Genomic DNA, 20,030 nt, shown 5'->3' with positions numbered 1-20,030 from the left:
GGAGGCCGCATCTTACCAAATCGCCCATGTCGACACATAATCAACAGCCGCTGATGCGCCTGCGGTGTTGGACTGATCGCGTGTCAGCGTGCCGTGATCAGCTCAGTCAATCCTTAAATACTTGCCGGCCCCGCTCGCCTTGCGACAATGGCTTGATTTTTCACCTTTTTTTGATTGTGCAAAGACTCGCAGCAATAATGCGATGCGGCGGATGGTTGGTGGTGGGAGGAGCGATCGCGTCGGTTCAGCCGGCGTGGGCCGGCTACCCGGATCAACCCATCACCATGGTCGTGCCTTATCCTCCGGGAGGGCCCGCGGATCTTATGGCGCGCCCGCTCGGCGAGGGACTGCAGACCGCGCTGGGAGTGCCTGTGGTGCTTCAATACAAGCCAGGCGCGGGCGGACAGATCGCCTTGCGCCACGTTCAACGCGCCAGCAACGATGGCTATACCCTCGTGCTCGCCCTGGCGGCCTACGCGATCGGGCCACTCGTGAGTCGGTCGGCCGGCTACGACCCAGTCAGTGATTTCCAGCCGGTCTCTCTGCTGGCAAAGCAACCATTGGTGCTCTATGTGGGCGCCACTTCGAAAATCACTTCTGTATCCGAACTGATCGTGCGCGCAAGGTCCCATCCGGTGACCGTGGCATCGTCCGGATACGGCAATACCAGCCATCTCGCCATCGAGTTGCTCTCGCAATCCGCCTCGATTCGAGTGACCCATGTGCCGTACCACGGCGGCGTCCAGGCGGTCACGGCCGCGATCAGTGGTGACGTGGACGCAGTGTTCGCGGGGGCCGATAGTCTCAGGTACGTCAAATCCGGGAAGTTGCGTGCTCTGGCGATTGCGAACGACACTCGCCTGCCGATCGCGCCTGAGACGCCCACCTTTGCGGAGGCCGGCTTGCAGAACATGTATGTCACCGGGTGGTATGGCGTTCTGGCCCCCAAGGGGACTGCGCGGGAAAGAATCGAGAAACTCGATCGGGCGGTGAAGCATGTCCTGTCTGATTTGTCGAAGAACGAGGTGCTTTCAGGTTACGGTTTCAAGGTCGTGCACGCGGGCCCTGCGGACTTCCAGGCATTTATTCGACAGGAGCTGGCACGTTGGAGCAGGCTGGTCGCTGACCGCAACGTGGTTGCGGATGAGACCCAGAGTGGAAAAGCGGGAGTCGCCGGCAAGGATCGACGGTAAAAATCGGATTGCCGCCGACTTAGGCGCCATGGGGATCGGCTAGCGTCGAGTGGCGTTTGTATGTAATATACAAAATATCACCATATCGGTGCGGCCAGAGCCGCCCGCCGGAGACGCCATGCTCGACCCGTCCTTGTTCGGCCGCATGTCCTTTGCCGCCGCGACGCCGCATGCCGGGCCGCTGCCAGCCGGCCGGCACCGGCTCGGCGTAGCCGAGGAACGCGATGCCGTGCTGTTCGTCCCGGAAGGGCTTGCACCCCATGAGCCGGTGCCGCTGATGGTCATGTTCCACGGCGCCGGCGGCTTCCCCGAAAAAGTCCTGCCGCATCTCGAAGCCCATGCGCAGCGGCATCGCTTCCTGGTGCTGGCGCCGCATTCGCTCTATCCCACCTGGGACATCGTCATCGGCGGCAACGGGCCGGACCTGCAGCGGCTGCACCAGGCGCTGGCCGCGGTGACGTCGCGCTACCGGATCGATCCGCAGCGGCTGGCCTTTGCCGGGTTCTCTGACGGCGCCAGCTATGCGCTGTCGCTGGGCATTACCAACGGCGATATCGCCAGCCATGTGATCGCGTTCTCCGGCGGCTTCATGTCGGTGTTCATGCAGACCGGCATTCCCAAGGTGTTCGTCGCACACGGGCTGGCCGATGAGCAATTGCCGATTGCCAGCGCGCGCGCGCATGCGGCCAGGCTGCGCGCCGCGGGCTATGACGTGGAATATGTCGAGTTCGACGGGCCCCATGTCATCCATGCGCCGGTGGTCGAGCGCGCGATCGACTTCTTCCTGCAGTAAGACCCTGGCCGCTGGCCGGGCGCGGCCACGCCATTGAACGGGAGCGCGGTACATGGATTTCGAGATTCCGGAGGCGCTGATCCATCCCCTGCTGGCGATGATCGAAACCGGTTCGCCGCTGGCCCGGCAGTTGCAGCAGCATGGTGTGTGCCACGGCAATATGCTGGTGTCGAGCAAGCTGTTCGACGCGCATGCGCTCAGTTCGCTCTATACGCTCAGCAAGACCCAGAACGAGCGCGCGCTGATGTTCCAGATGCTGGCGCTGGACAACATCTACAACGCGCCGCAGGCGCGCGTGATTCCGGGGCTGGACCAGCTGGTGGCGGGGCTGGCCGCGTACCTGTCGCGCGATGCCATCGACGGCTGGCTGTACCAGCGCAACCGCGACGGCGTGCTGCTGCCCTGGCTGGTACGCCGAATGCGTTATGTCTTGCCCGAGCAAGGCATGGCGTACGTAGTGGTGGACCTGCTCGCCAATACCATGCAGTCGGCCAACTCCGCGCTGACCGACCACCACCTGCGGCGCTCGGGCATGACTACGTCGATGGTGATCACGCGCGACGATATTGCCAACCGCACCATCCCGGAGTTGCTGGCCGAATTCGGCTTCTACAAGGAGTGCGCGGAATTCCGCCAGGAGTATGAACAGCACGCGCAGCGCTTCGTGCGCTGCCAGCGCGGCTTCGGCGCGCAGTTCGTGGCGACGCGCGCGGCGTTCGCGGTCGATGGCAAGGGCGCGGCCGAGCTGATCCCGATCGCCGATGCCGCGGGCGCGCGCTGCGTGAACGACGAGGAGCGGCTGGAGCGCCGATTCGAGATGACCTGCGACCCGTCGTTCTGGCGCGAGGCGGGCATCATGGAAGGCTTCGAGCGGGTGCCGCTGCATGGCTACGTGCACCTGTTCCACCTGGAGTGGCACCGCAATATCTGGGTCCACGTGCAGCACCTGGCCGACTACCGCTACCAGCCCGCGCTGCGCGACAAGCTGGTGCTCCCCGCGCACCACCGCGACCTGATCGACATCCTGACCTCGCACATGGACATGCTGGCGCCGGACTTCGTGCCCGGCAAGTCCGGCGGCACCACCATCCTGTGCCAGGGTGCGCCCGGCCTGGGCAAGACGCTGACCGCAGAGGTCTATGCCGAGGTGGTGGGCAAGCCGCTGTACCGCGTGCACTCCGGGCAGCTGGGCACCACCGCGGCGTCGGTGGGGGCCACGCTGATGACCATCCTGCGCCGCGCCATGCGCTGGAACGCAATCCTGCTGCTGGACGAGGCCGACGTCTATATCCGCCGCCGCGACAACGACCTCGAACACAATGCCATCGTCGCCGAGTTCCTGCGCACGCTGGAGTACTTCAGCGGCCTGCTGTTCATGACCACCAACCGCATCGGCGACGTCGACGATGCCATCCTGTCGCGCTGCATCGCCACCATCCACTACACCACGCCGTGCCGCGAGGATGCCGTGCGGCTGTGGCGGCTGCAGGCGGCGCAGTTCGGCGCGGAACTGGACGATGCGCTGATCGATGCGCTGGCCGACGCCTACCCCGCGGCGAGCGGGCGCGACATCAAGGAACTGCTGAAGCTGGCAACGCGCTACGGCAAGGCCAAGGAGATTCCGCTGTCGATGGACGTGTTCCGCCTGTGCGGGCAGTTCCGCGGGATCGGGTAAGCGGGCTGCATTTTCCAGCGCCCTGCCTGGCGCCTTGACAGCCCGGCGCGAGCCGTTACGAGACCGCCAGGACGGCCACTTCCGATCTGGCCGTCCGTTGCCCCGGGCGGGCGGCCGCCGGTAACAACTGCGGATGCCCGGTTTCGGCACCTCGCATCGAGGCCACCACAGCGTGCAGGACCTCGTCGGCCTTGATGTACGCCATCGGGTGGAGAGGCTCAGCCCCGGCCGGCTGTCGCCAGTCCATCGCTACGTGCAACACCTTGTGCAAGGCCGTGTCCTGATAGGGGCCGGTTTTCTTCGGGCTCGCGGTGGCAAAAAGGCTGACGGTCCTTACCTTGAGTGCGATAGCCAGATGGAGAGGGCCGGTATCGCCGGTGACCAGCACCTTCATGCGCTGAATCACGGTAATCAGTGTGGGCAGCGTGGTTCGGCCGACGTAGCTGGTGACACGTTGCCTTTCTTGCGACGTCAGCCCGGCCATGAACCTGGTCTCCAGACTCCTTTCCCGATCTGATCCGATCAGCGCGATCGCGGTGTCCTCCGCTTCGGCGAGCAGAGCCTTGGCCAACTTGATGAAATGCTCGATCGGCCAGCACCTGACCGGCTGCGAGGCGCCCAACTGGAAACCGATGATGCTCGCCGGCGCTGCACCGGTGACAGGACGGGCGGGCACGAACATTTCGGTGTTGGATGTGTCGCAGCCCAACTGGCCCACCAGGTCCAGCTTGCTTTGGATCAGGTGACCCTCGTCCCGTGTCCAGGTGGCCGCTTCTAGCCACCGTTCCTGGCCAGGCAGTTCATCATCGTAGATGTTCTTGAACAGGTAAGAACACCCGGCGAAGACCGCCGCGATCAGGTCATAGGGCCCTTTCGAGTGCAGGATGACCGCCAACTGCGGCTTGCGCTTTCGCAGTCGCCAAATGGTGGGCACGATGCTTTTGGCCTTATGGTCCCAGCAAACGATATCGTCGACATACGGACATGCGCTGACAAGGTCCCGATTCCTCGGGTTTGCCACCAGCGTAATCCTGGCGTCCGGATATCGGTTCCGCAGGGCCCGGATGGCAGGGGTATTCAGCATGAAGTCACCCAGGGCCGTGGTCGAGAATACGACGAGCCGGCTGAACTTCTGCTCGCGCACCGGCGAGCATGCGGCGTTGCGCCCGATACTAAGGAGTCGGTAGGCCCCAATGCAGATATTTGCCAGCCATACCTTCCACTGCTTTGACATATTTGTTGCTCACTGCTGTATTGCTTTCTGCTGTTTCTGACCGGGCTACCCGGCATTCCAGGTCGTTCCGATAATTCTTGAAGAATCTTCCCGATCAAAAATGTCCGTGCCGAAGTCGGAAATTTCGACTCGAATACGGGCTAAACCCAGTGCGCGACCGGCGGTTTAAATTGATGGACATCCTGACCAGGGCCGGGCAGGGAAGGTGGAAAAGCCCGGAAGTTTACCGAAAATATCGGCAAATTTTGACCCAGCCTTTAGGGGTAAATAAGGACGAACTCCGCGCTGACCGGCAGCTGACCACCGCGGCATACCGGCAAAGGGAAGGGCGCGGGTATGATGGCGCATCTGTCCAGGCAACCGCCCCGATCCCCGATGAGCCTCGACCCCGCCGAACTCCAGGCGCTACGCCCCTACCTGTTGCGCTTCGCGCGCCTGCAGCTGCGCGACGAGGCGGTGGCCGAGGATGCCGTCTCGGAAACGCTGCTGGCCGCGCTCGAGCATCCGGAGCGCTTTGCCGGCCAGTCGGCGCTGCGCACCTACCTGGTCGGCATCCTCAAGCACAAGATCATCGACGCGCTGCGCAGCGGCAGGCGCGAGGTCAGGCTGGCGCTGGCTACCGACGGCGATGGACAGCCGCAGTCCGACGATGACGCCTTCGACGCCCTGTTCACGCGCAACGGCCACTACCAGGATCCACCCTCCGACTGGGGCGATCCGGAGCGCGCGTTCGAGCGCCGCGAGTTTTTCGAGATCCTGCAGCTATGTGTGGACCGCCTGCCGGCGCGCACCGGCCGTATCTTCATGATGCGGGAATGGCTGGAGCTGGACACCGAAGAAATCTGTCAGCATTTGCAGATCAGCGCGACCAATGCCTGGGCGATGCTCTACCGCGCCCGCATGCGCCTGCGCGAATGCCTCGAACTGCACTGGTTCGGGCAGCGTGGCCGGCCCGGCAAGGCCGGCTGAGCCTGCCTCCGCCCACGCGCGCGAACCGTCACGGACAAAGATGCCGGAAACCCCACCCTCCCGCCCGCCGCGCCGGCTGCTGCCGGATTGCGAAGAGGTCCACCACCTGACCATGAAGAGCCTGGACCTGCCGCTGTCGTGGGCGGAGCGGCTGCGCGTGCGCTCGCACCTGGCCATCTGCGATGCCTGCACCCGCTTCAGCGCGCAGATGCGCACGCTGCGCGAAGCCATGCACCGGCTGGGGCGCGACGAATGACAAAAGGCCAGCGCTGGCGCTGGCCTCTCTGCAGGATTTGTCGCCGGCGTGCGGCGTGGTCCGCTCAGGCGCGGGCGCCTTCGCCGTAGGGGTCGAACTTGCCGGTGCGGCTGCCTTCGGTAAAGGTGTCGAAGCCGCGGGCAGGCGATGCCGACACGCCGCTGCGGTCCAGGCCGGCCACGGTGCGGGCCCCGTCGGTGAAGGGGTCGGCCTTGCCGGTGCGGGCTCCGTCGGTAAAGGGGTCGGCCTTGCCGGCGCGGGCGCCGTCGGTGAAGGCGTCATGGCTTCGGAATTCATAACCATACTTGTCACCCGGCACGGTGCTGCGGAAGCTGTAGCCGTACTTGTCGCCGGGCAGCGCGTCGGCGGCGATGGCGGCTTGGGCGGCGCCCAGCGCGGCCAGGGTCAGGAGCAGGGCGGAAGCGAGGCGGGCGGTCTTGGTCATGATGGTTTCTCCATTAGCTTGTTGAATTTGTCAGAAGGCGTTGCTTTGTGTGCGTGCCGTTCATGTACGGAACTATAGGAGTCAAAGAGCAGCGTAAGCGGGCGCTTTGCCGGATGAGTTATTCAAAAATATTGAATTGTTGCGAACGGCCGCTCGCGCCGCCGCCATGACGCAAATGTAATGACCCCGTTGCCTGAATGACCGCGGTGCCTCGGTTAAACTTGCCGCTCGCTGGCCGGCCACCATCGGTGTCCGCAGCGCCGCCCTCACCATTCATGCAACGCCTGATCCTCGTTCTCCTCGCGCTCGTCCTGCCGCTCCAGTTCGCCTGGGCGGGAGCCGCCGCGTATTGCGGGCACGAGGTCGCCGCGGCCGCCAAGGCCCATTTCGGGCACCATGAGCACCGGCACCAGGCCGGCAGCGGCATGCCGGAGCAGCCCGCCAATCCCGCGCAGGACAAGGCCAAGCTGAACCTGGCTGATCCGGACTGCGGCGTCTGCCATATCGCCTCGCTGCCCTTCGCGCCGGCCGATGCGCAGGACGTACCCGCGCTGCGCCGGGTGGAGCTGGCGCCGCCAGTGCCCCAACCCCGCTTCTCCTCGCACAGCGCGCGGGCGCCCGACCGCCCGCAGTGGCTGCGTCTCGCTTAGCCGGCGAGACGACGCTTCCCCGCTATCCCGATCCATTCCGATCGCCTCCTGGCGTCATGACCGCATGACGCCGGGCGTCTCGCCGAATTCCCCCGGTTTTCTTCTGGTGCAATTCGATGCGAAGACTTTTGCTGCCGCTCGGGCTGGCGGCCGTGTTATCCAGCCCATTCCCCGGCGTCGCGCAGACGCCGCCCGCCGCCGTGGCGCTGCCATCGGCTGCCGCGCCGGCCGGCGCACTGGCCCCTATCCTGACCCTCGATGCCGCACTGGCGCTGGCTGAAGCCGGCAGCTTCACGCTGTCCGCCGCCGGCAAGGAGCTCGACGCCACCGAAGGCGACCTGATCCAGTCGCGCGTAATCCCCAATCCGGAACTGGCGGTGTCGATGGAAGACACGCGCAAGGCCTCGCGCTCGACCACCGGGCAGGTCAACCTGCCGATCGAACTTGGCGGCAAGCGCGCCGCGCGCATCGGCCTGGCCGAGCGCGGGCGCGAGCTGGCGCAGGCCGAACTGGGCAGCACCCGCGCCGGGCTGCGCGCCACGGTGATCGCGCGCTTCTTCGGCGTGCTGGTGGCGCAGGAGCGCGTCCGCCTGGCCGAAGGTTCGGTCGGCATCGCCAGCCAGGCCGCCGACGCCGCGGGCCGGCGCGTGGCCGCGGGCAAGGTGGCACCGCTGGAAGCCACGCGCGCCCGGGTGGAGCAGGCCAATGCCGAGCTGGAGCTGGCCGAGGCCACCGGCGCGCTGCAGTCAGCGCGGCAGTCGCTGGCGGCGCTGTGGGGTGACAGCGTGCCGCGCTTCGACAAGGCACAGGGCGATCTCGATGCGCTGCCGTCGCGGCCAGCGCCGGCCGCGTTGCAGGCGGCGCTGGAAGATTCGCCGCTGCTCGAAGCCAGCCGCCTGGCGGCGGAGCGCAGCCGTGCCGAAGTGGCGGTGCAGCGCAGCCGCCAGTATCCCGACGTGACCGTGAGCCTGGGCGCCAAGCGCGACAACGAGGCCAACCGCAACATGGCGGTGCTGGGCGTGGCGATTCCGCTGCCGCTGTTCGACCGCAACCAGGGCAACCTGTACGCGGCGCTGCGCCGTGCCGACGGCGCGCAGGATGCGCACGCCGCCACGCGCGTGCGCCTGCAGGGCGAACTGCAGCAGGCCTCGACGCAGCTGTCGGTGTCGCGCGCCGCGGCGCAGACGCTGCAGGCCTCGGTGCTGCCGGCGGCCGAACAGGCCTACGCTGCCGCCTCGCGCGGGTTCGAGGCCGGCAAGTTCAATTTCCTCGACGTGCTGGATGCCCAGCGCACGCTGTTCCAGGCGCGCATCCGCTACCTGGACGTGCTGGCCCGCACCTATGACGCGGCCGCCAGCATCGATCGCATCCTCGGACACTGATACGGAAGCTGCAGACATGGCAATGAGCAAGCAACAACGGGCCGCGGTGGTGGCCATCCTGGTCGCGGGGCTTTTGGGCGGCGCGGCGATCCTGTTCACCGGCAAGGGCGGCCACACCAGCGGCGAGGCCGCGCACGGGCATGCCGAGCATGGCGACGAGCACGGGCACGAGCACGGCAAGGAGGGCGACAAGGCGGGCGACAAGGCGGAGGCCAAGGCAGGGGACAAGTCCGATTCACATGCCGGCGCGAGCGCGGCCCCGGCGCAGCCGCAGGCGGAAGGCAAGCCGCACGAGATCGCGCTGACGCCCGCGCAGATCGAGCGGGCCGGCATCGGCATGGCTACCGCCGCGGCCGCGGCGCTGCGCAGCAGCGTCGATTTCCCCGGCGAGATCCGCTTCAACGATGACCGCACCGCGCACGTGGTGCCGCGCGTCGCGGGCGTGGCGCAGGCGGTGCCGGCCAACCTGGGCCAGGCGGTGCGCAAGGGCGAGGTGCTGGCGCTGATCGCCAGCACCACGGTGGCGGAGCAGCGCAGCGAACTGCTGGTCGCGCAGAAGCGCGAGGCGCTGGCGCGGGCCACTTATGCGCGCGAGAAGACGCTGTGGCAGGAAAAGATCTCCGCCGAGCAGGACTACCAGCAGGCGCGCACGGCGCTGGAAGAGGCGCAGATCGCGGTGCAGAACGCGCGCCAGAAGCTCACCGCGATCGGCGCCGCCGAGCGCGGCGGGGCCGGCGGCGCGCTGAACCAGTTCGCGCTGCGCGCGCCGTTCGACGGCATCGTGGTCGAGAAGCACCTGTCGCTGGGTGAAGCGGTCAAGGAAGACGCCAGCGTCTTCACGATCTCGGACCTGAGTTCGGTCTGGGCCGAGTTCGTGGTGTCCGCGCGCGACCTGGACCGGGTGCGCGTGGGCGAGGCGGTCACGGTGCGCTCCAGCGCCTCCGCCACGCAGGCCGAAGGCAAGGTGTCCTACGTCGGCGCCTTGCTGGGCGAGCAGACCCGCACCGCCAAGGCGCGCGTGACGCTGGCCAATCCGGGCACGGCATGGCGCCCGGGGCTGTTCGTCACGGTCAGCGTGCTGGGCGCGCCGGTGCAGGTGCCGGTGACGGTCGCGGCGGATGCAGTGCAGCAGGTCGATGGCCAGAGCGTGGTGTTCGTCGCGGTGCCGGACGGGTTTGCGGTGCAGCCGGTCAGGACCGGGCGCACCGACGGCAAGCTGGTCGAGGTGACCCAGGGCCTGCAGGCCGGCGCGCGCTACGCCGCGGCCAACAGCTTCATCCTCAAGTCCGAGCTGGGCAAAGCCAGCGCCGGGCATGAGCACTGAGCGGGAGGCGCGCATGTTCGAACGCCTGATCCGCTTTGCCATTGCGCAACGCTGGCTGGTGCTGCTGGCGGTGCTGGGCATGGCCGCGCTGGGCCTGTACAGCTACACCCGGCTGCCGATCGACGCGGTGCCCGACATCACCAACGTGCAGGTGCAGATCAACACCGCCGCGCCGGGCTATTCGCCGCTGGAGACCGAGCAGCGCATCACCTACCCCGTCGAGACCGTGATGGCGGGGCTGCCCGGCCTGGAGCAGACCCGCTCGCTGTCGCGCTACGGGCTGTCGCAGGTAACGGTGATCTTCCGCGACGGCACCGACATCCACTTTGCGCGCCAGCTGGTCAACCAGCGCATCCAGGAGGCGCGCGACCAGCTGCCGCCCGGCATCACGCCCGCGATGGGGCCGATCTCGACCGGGCTGGGCGAGATCTACCTGTGGACGGTCGAAGCCGACCCCGGCGCGCGCAAGCCCGATGGCACCGCCTACACGCTGTCGGACCTGCGCGAGATCCAGGACTGGGTGATCCGGCCGCAGCTGCGCAACGTGCCGGGCGTGACCGAGGTCAACGCCATCGGCGGCCATGCGCGCGCCTACGTGGTGGCGCCCGAGCTGGCACGCATGGCCTCGTACGGGCTGTCGCTGGCCGATGTGGTGGGCGCGCTGGAGAAGAACAACGACAACGTTGGCGCCGGCTATATCGAGCGCCGCGGCGAGCAGTACCTGGTGCGCGTGCCGGGCCAGGTGCGCTCGCTCGACGAGATCGGCGACGTCATCGTCGGCAGCGCGCAGGGCCAGCCGATCCGCGTGCGCGACGTGGCCACGGTGCAGACCGGCGGCGAGCTGCGCACCGGCGCGGCCACCGAGAACGGCCGCGAGGTGGTGCTGGGCACGGTGTTCATGCTGATCGGCGAGAACAGCCGCGCGGTGTCGCAAGCGGTCGACCGCAAGATGGCCGAGATCAACCGCACGCTGCCGGCGGGGGTGAAGGCCGTCACCGTGTACGACCGCACCACGCTGGTCGACAAGGCCATCGCCACGGTCAAGAAGAACCTGCTGGAAGGCGCGGTGCTGGTGATCGCCATCCTGTTCCTGTTCCTCGGCAACCTGCGCGCGGCGCTGATCACCGCGCTGGTGATCCCGCTGTCGATGCTGTTCACCTTCACCGGCATGGTCCACTACCGCATCAGCGCCAACCTGATGAGCCTGGGCGCGCTGGACTTCGGCATCATCGTCGACGGCGCGGTGGTGATCGTCGAGAACTGCGTGCGCCGGCTGGCGCATGCGCAGGCCGCCCAGGGACGCGTGCTGACGCGCGACGAACGCCTGCAGGAAGTCTTTGCCGCCGCGCGCGAGGCGCGCCGGCCGCTGCTGTACGGCCAGCTGATCATCATGGTGGTGTACCTGCCGATCTTCGCGCTCACCGGGGTCGAGGGCAAGATGTTCCATCCGATGGCCTTTACCGTGGTGCTGGCGCTGCTGGGAGCGATGGTGCTGTCGGTGACCTTCGTGCCCGCGGCGGTGGCGCTGTTTATCGGCAACCGCGTGGCCGAGCGCGACAACCGGCTGATGGCGTGGGCGCGCCGCCGCTACGCGGTGCTGCTGGAGCGCGTGCTGGCGTCGACGCCGGTGGTGCTGGCCGGCGCCGGCGTGGCCGTGGTGTTGTGCCTGGCCATTGCCACGCGCCTGGGCAGCGAATTCGTGCCCAGCCTCAACGAAGGCGACCTCGCGGTGCAGGCGCTGCGCATTCCCGGCACCAGCCTGACGCAATCGGTGGCGATGCAGCAGCAGGTGGAGACCGCGCTCAAGGCCAAGTTCCCGGAGATCGAGCGCATCTTTGCCCGCACCGGCACCGCGGAGATTGCCTCGGACCCGATGCCACCGAATATCTCCGACGGCTACATCATGCTCAAGCCCGAATCGCAGTGGCCCGAGCCGCGCCGCACGCGCGACGCGCTGATCGCCGCGATCCGCGCCGAGGTGGGCAAGCTGCCGGGCAACAACTATGAGTTCTCGCAGCCGATCCAGCTGCGCTTCAACGAGCTGATCTCGGGCGTGCGCTCGGACGTGGCGGTCAAGGTGTTCGGCGACGACAACGCCGTGCTGGAGCAAACCGCCAACCGCATCGCCGCGGTGCTGCAGGACATTGCCGGCGCGGCCGAGGTCAAGGTCGAGCAGACCACCGGGCTGCCGATGCTGACGGTGCAGATCGACCGCAACCAGGCCGCGCGCTACGGGCTGAACCTGAGCGATATCCAGGACGCGGTGTCGATCGGCATCGGCGGCAAGGTGTCCGGCACTTTCTTCAGCGGCGACCGGCGCTTCGATATCGTGGTGCGCCTGCCCGAGGCCGTGCGCGCGGACATCGACGCGCTGCGGCGACTGCCGGTGGCGCTTCCGAAGGATGCCGGTGCGCGCACCAGCTACATCCCGCTGAGCGAAGTCGCCAGCGTGGAGATGGCGCCGGGTCCCAACCAGGTCTCGCGCGAGAACGGCAAGCGCCGCATCGTCGTCAGCGCCAATGTGCGCGGGCGCGATATCGGCAGCTTCGTGCCCGAGGCCGAGGCCGCCATCCGCGCGCGCGTGGCGATTCCCGCCGGCTACTGGACCAGCTGGGGCGGCACCTTCGAGCAGTTGCAATCCGCCACCGCGCGGCTGCGCGTGGTGGTGCCGCTGGCGCTGGGGCTGGTGTTCGTGCTGCTGTTCGCCATGTTCGGCAACGTCAAGGACGGGCTGCTGGTCTTCACCGGCATTCCGTTCGCGCTGACCGGCGGCATCCTGGCGCTGTGGCTGCGCGGTATCCCGTTGTCGATCTCGGCGGCGGTGGGCTTTATCGCGCTGTGCGGCGTGGCGGTGCTCAACGGACTGGTGATGCTGTCGTTCATCCGCTCGCTGCGCGAGGCCGGCCACGGTCTGGACCACGCCATCCGCGCAGGCGCGCTGACGCGCCTGCGCCCGGTGCTGATGACGGCGCTGGTGGCCTCGCTCGGCTTCGTGCCGATGGCGCTGGCCACCGGCACCGGTGCCGAGGTGCAGCGGCCGCTGGCGACGGTGGTGATCGGCGGCATCCTGTCGTCGACGGCGCTGACGCTGCTGGTGCTGCCGGTGCTGTACCGGCTGGCGCATCGCAACGATGCGCCGGCGGCGGTGCGCGCCGATGGGCAGGTGGCGCCGATGGAGAGGTGACAAGCGCGCCCGGCGGCCTATTGCGGCGTGCCGGGCGGCGCGCCGGGCAGCGCCCCGGGCGTCAGCACGCTCATTCCCGAGACCCCGCTCGAGGTGGTGCGGCGCTGGCTCATCAGGACACCGTTCTGGTCGAATTCGAACAGCACCGTCGAAGTGCGGATCGCGCCGCCGGCAAACAATGGCCCGATGAAGGGGATGAAGCTCTCGGGGTGGGGCTGCGAGGCGGCGAACGAGTAGACCAGGATGGTCGAGCCGTCGCGCAGCGTCGCTTTCGAGGAGGGCGGGCCGAGCTGCGCAGTGACCTCGTCGAGCGTGGAAAAACCGGGCAGGAAGTTCGACAAGTGCTCGGGCTTCACGTCGACGCCGGTGGAAACGCATGCCGCCAACATGAGGCTGGCCACAACCAGTGCGTGAACATGCTTCATGTCGTCACCGCCGTACTTGGTATGGCGTGGCCGCGCGAGGCGCCCGGCACGCCGTGCTCAAAGCATACAACCAATCGACGGGCCGCAGCGCCACTGCATTCGACGCTTCACGACACCGTGAAGCTTCCGGCCCGGCCGCGGCGGCATGATGCCGAGGTGCGCCCGAGCTTGCGGCGCAATCAGCCAATACATGCGATTCGCGCCGCCATGCCAGAGACCATCACAGCCACCGTTACCGGGATCGATCCGCTCAGCGCCGTCATGCATCCCGACCCCTATCCCTACTACCGTGAACTGGCCGCCACCCGGCCCTTCTTCCGCGAGCAACGCCTGGGGCTGTGGATTGCCGCCGGGCCGAGCGAAGTGGCAGCCGTGCTGGCCCATCCCGACTGCCGCGTGCGCCCCGCCACGCAGCCGGTGCCGGCCGCGCTGGCCGGCACCGCGGCCGGCGACCTGTTCGGCCGGCTGGTCCGCATGAACGATGGCGCCGCGCATGCGCCGCTGAAGGCGCTGCTGATGCCGATGCTGGCGGCCGTGGATCCGGGCGTCGCGGCGCAACACGCCGCCGCGATGGCGCAAATGATGGATCCGGGCGAGCACGCGCACGCTGCCATGACGGCCGCGTCGGTCAACCGCTGGCTCTTCGCCCTGCCGGTCGTCACGGTGGCAGCCGTGCTCGGCCTGCCGGTGACGCGCGACCGCGGCACGGCGGTTGAAGTCGCGCAGCAAGTTGCCGCATTCGCCGCGGCCCAGTCGCCGCTGGCGGACGCGGACACCGTGCGCGGCGGCGTCGAGGCGGCGCGGTGGCTGGGCACGTGGCTGGACGCCTCGCTCGCCAGCAGCGTAGCAGCTGACGGCCCGCTGCCGGCGCTGCAACGCGCGGCACTGGCTGCCGGCATCGAGGCGCAGGCGGTCGCCGCCAATATCATCGGCCTGCTGGTCCAGGCCTGCGAAGCGACTGCCGGGCTCGCCGGCAATACGCTGCTGCGGCTGGGCCGCAATCCATCGGCCGGCGGTATGCCGTTGCAGGGCGTGGTGGCGCGCGTCGCGCAGGACGACCCGCCGGTGCAGAATACGCGCCGATTTCTTGCTGCGGACACCGGGCTTTGCGGCCACGCCGTCAAGGCCGGCGACACGGTGCTGGTGCTGCTGGCCGCGGCGTCGACCAGCGGCCTTGCCGACGATGCGCGCGCGTGGACCTTTGGCCATGGCCGCCATGCTTGCCCCGGGGACCGGCTGGCGCAAGCGCTGGCTGTGGCGACGGTGTCGGCGCTGTGCGCGCGCGGCGCCGAGCCGGCTGCGCTGGCGCGCGCATTCCGCTATCGTCCGTCGCTGAACGCGCGCATTCCGCATTTCCTTTGATCTCATGGAGACCAACATGATCGCCGTCATCTTCGAAGTCGAGCCCGCGCCGGGCCGGCAGGACGCCTACCTCGACATCGCCGCGCACCTGCGCCCGCAGCTCGAGGCCATCGACGGCTTTATCTCGGTGGAGCGCTTCCAGAGCCTGACCAACCCCGGCAAGCTGCTGTCGCTGTCGTTCTTCCGCGACGAGGCCGCGGTGATCGCGTGGCGCAATACGCTGGCGCATCGCCAGGCGCAGGCCGCCGGACGCGGCGGCGTGTTTGCCGGCTACCGGCTGCGCGTGGCGCAGGTGCTGCGCGACTACGGGCTCGATGCGCGCGAGCAGGCGCCGGCGGACAGCCGCGCGGTGCACGACCGCGATGCGGGCTGAAGGTGTGGCGATGACGATGGAATCGATCGGCGCGCAGGCCGCCTTTATCGGCCTGACATTCCTGCTGGCGGGCTTCGTCAAGGGCGTGGTGGGGCTGGGCCTGCCCACGGTCGCGGTGGGCATGCTGGGGCTGGTGATGCCGCCGGCGCAGGCCGCGGCGCTGCTGGTGGCGCCGTCGATGGTGACCAACGTGGTGCAGCTGTTCAGCGGCCCGCGCTTCGGCCTGCTGGTGCGGCGCCTGTGGCCGATGCTGGCGGCGATCTGCGCCGGCACCTGGCTGTGCGCGGCACTGGTGCCGGCCGGCATGATGACGCACGCGACGTCCGCGCTGGGCGTGGCGCTGGTGCTGTACGCGGTGGTGGGGCTGGCGGCGGTAAAGCTGACGGTGCCGGCCGGCGCGGAACGCTGGCTCGGGCCGCTGGTCGGGCTGGTCACCGGCGGCATCACCGCGGTCACGGGCGTGTTCGTGATTCCGGCCGTGCCCTACCTGCAAGGGCTGGGGCTGGACAAGGAGAGCCTGGTGCAGGCGCTGGGCCTGTCGTTCACGGTGTCGACCGTGGCGCTGGCGGTCAGCCTGGCGCTGGGCGGAGCGCTGCTGCATATGCCGGTGCTTGGGGCGTCAGCGCTGGCGCTGGTGCCTGCGCTGGGCGGGATGTTCCTGGGGCAGTGGCTGCGCCACCGGATCAGTGCGGAGCGCTTTCGCAAGCTGTTTTTCTGCGGGTTGCTGGTGTTGGGTGGGGAACTGGCGATGCGGGGGTTGGGGTGAGGGGCGTTGAGCTCTTTCGCTTGCGGTCGGTTGCTCCCCTCTCCCGCAAGCGGGAGAGGGAGTACCCAACCGGTGTTGGTCGTTTCCCTGCCTTGGAAATATCTCAGCGGCTCGCCTGCACCGTCCTGCCATTCAGCGGCTGCACCGGCCGCGCGTTCATCGGATAGAGCTTCCGGAACGCTGCCAATTGCGCCGGCGACACTTCCACCGGAGTCTTCAGCACCTGCCAGCGCACGTCCTCGCTGCATGGCGGCGTCGTCAGCGAACCGGTGAAGGACCAATAGGCCTGCTGCGTCGGCAGCAGCGCCGCAACGTCCAGCGGCGCAGCCAGTTCACGTGATTCGCCGCCCTTGGCCGGCAGGCTGGCGAACACCGGCTTGAGCGCTGCGTTCTCGCGCCCCGACTTGAACAGCACGGCCACCACCGCCAGCTTGCCTTCGGCGTTCTGATGCACCAGGTGCGCCACCAGCGGATAGGTCTTGCCGTTGATCTTCTCTTCGCTCGGCGTGTGGAAGTGGAACTGCAACAGCTTGTACGGCACGCCGTCCAGTTCGATCTGTCCCGCCGCCGGCAGGTTGACCTGCACGGTGTGCCCGTTGTTGACCACGGTGCCGGGCGCCGCGGCGTAGCCGAAGCTGATCGGCTTCAGGTTGGCGGGCCTGGCCTTGCCGGTGCGGATGTCGATGGGTGACTGGTGCTTGCCCAGCGCGCAGGTCTGGTAGGCCTGGTCCAGCTCGGCCCAGTGGCTGGTGCCGGTGGGGCCGGTGTAGCTCCAGTGCGGTTCGTTGCCGGCCCATGCGGCCGGTGCGAGCAAGGCGGCGCAGAGGGTGAAAAGCGGCAGCTTGGTGTTCATGTGTCGATGCGTCCTCGTGTTGGTAAACCCCTTGTTTTCCGACGTGGTGTTATCGATCTGTCCCAGTCTTGAGTGCCGGGTCCGGGCCCGGGCCGGAAATCATGCAGCAAAACTGCCGGCAGGCGAATAAGGCATTGCTGAATTCCGGTCTGCACTGCGCTTAACGCGGGTAAGGGCTGCATGTCTCTGCGCGATTGATGCGTGTCGCTCATGCTGTCACGCAAGCGACATCAAGCCGACATATCGGCCCACCACCATGGCGCATTGCCCAACTCCAGGAACCCTGCAATGCGCCTGAGCGTCTTCCCTTCGCGCCGGACCCGAGCGGCACTGGCTACTGCCGCGGTGGCGGCATCGCTGCTGGCGGCATGCGGCGGCGACGATAACGACAGCGGCAACGGCACGCCCGCGGTCACCGCCCCTACGCTGGTGGGCCGCGCCGTGCTGCCCGCCGCCACCTTTGCCAGCGGGCCGCAGTCGGGGCGCTATGTCACCGGCGACCTCAACGGGCAGAGCGCGCCGTTTGCTTCACAGCCGGTGCAGGGTTTCTCGGCGGTGCTGCGCAACCCGGACGGCAGCTTCATGGTGATGGCCGACAACGGCTACGGTTCGCTGGAAAACTCGGCCGACTTCAACCTGCGCGTCTACACGGTGGCGCCCACGTTCAAGACTGCGGCTGGCGGCGCGGGCAGCGTGGCGGTGCGCAGCTTTATCGAGCTGAAGGACCCGAACCGGCATGTCAAGTTCGCCATCGCGAACCAGTTCACCACCGAGCGCGTGCTGACCGGCGCCGACTTCGATATCGAGAGCATGCAGCGCGCCAGCGACGGCACGCTGTGGTTCGGCGATGAGTTTGGCCCGTTCCTGCTGCATACCGACGCCAACGGCGTGCTGCTGGAAGCGCCGATCCCGCTGCCGGATTTCGAGAACGCCGGCAAGGAGATCCGCTCGCCGCAGAACCCGTTCAACGAAGAGGCCACGCCGGTGCGCATCATGAACGCGGTGCGCGCGCATGCCTTCGCGCATGGCGGCGCGCGCGCGCCGGTGTTTGCGCCGTATTACGTGCAGCTCAAGTACGACGTCAACGGCGTCAAGTCGAGCCCCGACGCGCACTACGCGCGCGGCGGCAACCCGCAGCCGGGGCTGGTGCCGGCAGTGTCCGACACGCTCGACGTGGCCTCGCTCAAGGCCGCCGGCTACAGCGTGGTGACCTGGACCGTCAACGACAGCGCCAAGATGACCGAGCTGCTGAAGGCTGGCGTCAACGGCATCATCTCGGACCGGCCTGACCTGCTGTACGCGGCCGTCGCCGCCTACGATGCCAACGGCGACGGCAAGGCCGGCGACTACCTGAGCGCCGACGGCCTGATCGACGCCGCCAGGTTCGATGCGCAGGGCCACCGTGGCGCGCGCGACCTGCGCCCGGAGAACACCCTGCCGGCGATGGAGGCCGCGCTGGACAACCTGATGACCACGCTGGAGACCGATGTCGGCATCACCGCCGATGGCGTCGCGGTGCTCAAGCACGATCCCTATATCGAATCGGTCAAGTGCCGTCGCGCCGATGGCGCGCCCTACGGCACCGCCGACGAAGTGCTGATCAGGAACCTGACCGCGGCGCAGATCCAGTCCACCTATATCTGCGACAAGCTGTTCCGAGGCCCGAGCCAGCGCAACGACGTGGCGCTGTCACCGGTGTCGGCGGCGGTGGCGGCCGGCAAGGGCTACGCCAGCCCGTACGTGGTGCCGCGCGCGCAGGACGTATTCGACCTGGTCAGCGCCTATGTCGCGTACTACGGCACCGGCGCCGGCCAGGGTCATCCGCAGGCGGCGCAGCGGGTGAAGAACGCGCAGGCGGTGCGCTTCAATCTCGAGACCAAGCTCAACCCGCGCAGCGACAAGGACGGCAAGGGCAATGTCTACAAGGACCGCACCGTCGGCGCCGAGCAGATGGCCGACACGCTGGCGGGCGTGATCAATGCCGCCGGCATGGCCCAGCGCGCCGATATCCAGAGCTTCGACTTCCGCACGCTGCTGCGCGTGCAGGAGAAGTTCCCGGCGATCCGCACGGTGTATCTGTTCGGCGACTTCCCGATCTATGGCGACGCGGCCAACAGCGACGACGGCACCAACATGCAGGACGAGGCCGGCGCCAACACGCCATGGATGGCGGGCCTGTACTGGCCGTACCGCGCCACCGTGACGTCGAACCCCATGCGCGCCAAGCGCTCGGGCGGCTTCGAGGGCATGGCGATCAGCCCGGACGGCAGCAAGCTCTATCCGCTGCTGGAACTGCCGCTGGCCGGCCACGACGGCAAGACGCTGCTGATCTCGGAGTTCGATATCGCCACGCGCCGGTACACCGGGGTGCAATACAAGTACCGGCTCGACGACAAGGGCACCAATATCGGCGATTTCATCCTGTTCAACGCCAGCGAGGGCATTGTCATCGAGCGCGACGGCTCGCAGGGCGACCTGAACGGCTTCAAGAAGCTGTTCCAGGTGACGCTGGGCAAGCCGGGCGACTATGTCGTCAAGTCCGAACTGGCCAACCTGATGGCGCTGCGCGACCCGTCCGGCATCAGCACCGGCGGTGCCCCGGGCGACGTGGCGCTGGGCGATCCGTTCGGCATGCCGTTCAACACCATCGAAGACGTGCTGGTGCTGGACCCGACCACGCTGCTGGTGATCGACGACAACAACTTCCCGTTCAGCGTGGGGCGGCATGTCGGCAGCAAGATGCCGGATGACAGCGAGTTCATCCAGATCCGGCTGCCCAAGGCGCTCAACGTGGGGGGCTAGGACGCCAGCTGGGCGCGACGCGGCGCGCTGGCATCCCGCCAGGGTGGGGGATGTCAGCCGGAGCGCGCGCCCGCGTGCTGCTGTTCCAGCTGCGCGCGCACCGCCGAGATATGATCGCCGGCGTGGTCGACGGCGTTTTCCAGGTCACTGGTGCTGCAGCCGAGCTCCCTGCACCAGTACTGCACTTCGAGCGGATCCATCAGGTTGATGCGGCCCGGATCCAGGGGCCTGAACTCGCTTACATCGCTCATGCTTGCCTCCGGTTCGTGTCTGGGGGCGACACGGTCCTTGCATTGTAGGCAGACATCAGGCGCGCGTTGCATGCAAGTTGCGCCGGCCGCAGC

At 67.9% G+C, this 20,030-nt stretch carries 18 protein-coding genes; 13 read left to right on the top strand and 5 right to left on the bottom strand.

Going from position 1 to position 20,030, the window contains the following annotated elements; translation table 11 throughout:
• The first annotated feature begins 323 nt into the window (after window positions 1-323).
• The 3 genes from AC3FMM_RS10050 to AC3FMM_RS10040 all read left to right on the top strand — a co-directional run bounded on the left by AC3FMM_RS10050 (window position 324) and on the right by AC3FMM_RS10040 (window position 3,661).
• Entirely contained in the window at window positions 324-1,193 is an 870-nt protein-coding gene (locus AC3FMM_RS10050) for a tripartite tricarboxylate transporter substrate binding protein (RefSeq protein WP_488686530.1), read from the top strand.
• Between the two features lie 118 nt (window positions 1,194-1,311).
• On the top strand, window positions 1,312-1,986 hold the full coding sequence (locus AC3FMM_RS10045; protein WP_488686529.1) for an alpha/beta hydrolase: 675 nt from the start codon (window positions 1,312-1,314) through the stop codon (window positions 1,984-1,986).
• Between the two features lie 52 nt (window positions 1,987-2,038).
• Window positions 2,039-3,661, top strand: a complete 1,623-nt coding sequence (locus AC3FMM_RS10040; RefSeq protein WP_326346347.1) for an ATP-binding protein — start codon at window positions 2,039-2,041, stop codon at window positions 3,659-3,661.
• Between the two features lie 55 nt (window positions 3,662-3,716).
• Here the strand turns inward: AC3FMM_RS10040 and AC3FMM_RS10035 are convergent, their stop codons facing one another.
• Window positions 3,717-4,895 (bottom strand): glycosyltransferase family 9 protein, encoded by a 1,179-nt coding sequence (locus AC3FMM_RS10035; RefSeq protein ID WP_488686528.1) that lies wholly within the window; start codon window positions 4,893-4,895, stop codon window positions 3,717-3,719.
• A gap of 375 nt (window positions 4,896-5,270) precedes the next feature.
• On the opposite strand from AC3FMM_RS10035, the gene AC3FMM_RS10030 reads away from it, so the two are divergent.
• A complete protein-coding gene (locus AC3FMM_RS10030) occupies window positions 5,271-5,864 on the top strand; it encodes a sigma-70 family RNA polymerase sigma factor (protein WP_115681961.1) in 594 nt (197 codons plus the stop codon).
• Between the two features lie 40 nt (window positions 5,865-5,904).
• Complete coding sequence (locus tag AC3FMM_RS10025; RefSeq protein WP_112775749.1) at window positions 5,905-6,120, top strand: zf-HC2 domain-containing protein; 216 nt, start codon at window positions 5,905-5,907, stop codon at window positions 6,118-6,120.
• A 64-nt stretch (window positions 6,121-6,184) separates the two neighbouring features.
• On the opposite strand, the gene AC3FMM_RS10020 is transcribed toward AC3FMM_RS10025, so the two are convergent.
• Window positions 6,185-6,565 carry a hypothetical protein gene (locus AC3FMM_RS10020; protein ID WP_488686527.1) on the bottom strand — a complete coding sequence of 127 codons (381 nt, stop codon included), beginning with the start codon at window positions 6,563-6,565 and terminating at the stop codon, window positions 6,185-6,187.
• Between the two features lie 275 nt (window positions 6,566-6,840).
• Between AC3FMM_RS10020 and czcI the strand changes: the two genes are divergently transcribed.
• The 4 genes from czcI to AC3FMM_RS10000 all read left to right on the top strand — a co-directional run bounded on the left by czcI (window position 6,841) and on the right by AC3FMM_RS10000 (window position 13,105).
• Window positions 6,841-7,215 carry a cation efflux protein, CzcI family gene (gene czcI / locus AC3FMM_RS10015; protein ID WP_488686526.1) on the top strand — a complete coding sequence of 125 codons (375 nt, stop codon included), beginning with the start codon at window positions 6,841-6,843 and terminating at the stop codon, window positions 7,213-7,215.
• A gap of 116 nt (window positions 7,216-7,331) precedes the next feature.
• Complete coding sequence (locus tag AC3FMM_RS10010) at window positions 7,332-8,597, top strand: TolC family protein (protein WP_488686525.1); 1,266 nt, start codon at window positions 7,332-7,334, stop codon at window positions 8,595-8,597.
• A 16-nt stretch (window positions 8,598-8,613) separates the two neighbouring features.
• Complete coding sequence (locus AC3FMM_RS10005) at window positions 8,614-9,921, top strand: efflux RND transporter periplasmic adaptor subunit (protein ID WP_488686524.1); 1,308 nt, start codon at window positions 8,614-8,616, stop codon at window positions 9,919-9,921.
• 13 nt (window positions 9,922-9,934) lie between these two features.
• The gene (locus tag AC3FMM_RS10000; protein ID WP_488686523.1) at window positions 9,935-13,105 is read left to right on the top strand and encodes a CusA/CzcA family heavy metal efflux RND transporter; all 3,171 of its coding nucleotides are present in this window, start codon (window positions 9,935-9,937) and stop codon (window positions 13,103-13,105) included.
• A gap of 17 nt (window positions 13,106-13,122) precedes the next feature.
• Here the strand turns inward: AC3FMM_RS10000 and AC3FMM_RS09995 are convergent, their stop codons facing one another.
• Window positions 13,123-13,530, bottom strand: a complete 408-nt coding sequence (locus AC3FMM_RS09995; protein WP_414248515.1) for an META domain-containing protein — start codon at window positions 13,528-13,530, stop codon at window positions 13,123-13,125.
• 207 nt (window positions 13,531-13,737) lie between these two features.
• Here AC3FMM_RS09995 and AC3FMM_RS09990 point away from each other — a divergent pair, with 207 nt between their 5' ends.
• From AC3FMM_RS09990 to AC3FMM_RS09980, 3 genes are read left to right on the top strand one after another with little or no spacing between them, the layout of a single operon-like run.
• Window positions 13,738-14,892 carry a cytochrome P450 gene (locus tag AC3FMM_RS09990; RefSeq protein ID WP_488686522.1) on the top strand — a complete coding sequence of 385 codons (1,155 nt, stop codon included), beginning with the start codon at window positions 13,738-13,740 and terminating at the stop codon, window positions 14,890-14,892.
• A 16-nt stretch (window positions 14,893-14,908) separates the two neighbouring features.
• Window positions 14,909-15,265 (top strand): antibiotic biosynthesis monooxygenase family protein, encoded by a 357-nt coding sequence (locus AC3FMM_RS09985; protein ID WP_115681952.1) that lies wholly within the window; start codon window positions 14,909-14,911, stop codon window positions 15,263-15,265.
• A 10-nt stretch (window positions 15,266-15,275) separates the two neighbouring features.
• Entirely contained in the window at window positions 15,276-16,031 is a 756-nt protein-coding gene (locus tag AC3FMM_RS09980; protein ID WP_116313896.1) for a sulfite exporter TauE/SafE family protein, read from the top strand.
• Window positions 16,032-16,134: 103 nt separating this feature from the next.
• Here the strand turns inward: AC3FMM_RS09980 and AC3FMM_RS09975 are convergent, their stop codons facing one another.
• Entirely contained in the window at window positions 16,135-16,884 is a 750-nt protein-coding gene (locus tag AC3FMM_RS09975; RefSeq protein WP_115714067.1) for a carbonic anhydrase, read from the bottom strand.
• Window positions 16,885-17,172: 288 nt separating this feature from the next.
• Between AC3FMM_RS09975 and AC3FMM_RS09970 the strand changes: the two genes are divergently transcribed.
• Window positions 17,173-19,686 (top strand): esterase-like activity of phytase family protein, encoded by a 2,514-nt coding sequence (locus AC3FMM_RS09970; protein ID WP_116313898.1) that lies wholly within the window; start codon window positions 17,173-17,175, stop codon window positions 19,684-19,686.
• Window positions 19,687-19,739: 53 nt separating this feature from the next.
• On the opposite strand, the gene AC3FMM_RS09965 is transcribed toward AC3FMM_RS09970, so the two are convergent.
• A complete protein-coding gene (locus AC3FMM_RS09965; protein WP_115702313.1) occupies window positions 19,740-19,937 on the bottom strand; it encodes a DUF3606 domain-containing protein in 198 nt (65 codons plus the stop codon).
• Window positions 19,938-20,030 lie beyond the last annotated feature (93 nt).

The organism is Cupriavidus sp. 207A1, from assembly GCF_057798955.1.
This window is presented reverse-complemented; position numbering and strand designations above follow the sequence as displayed.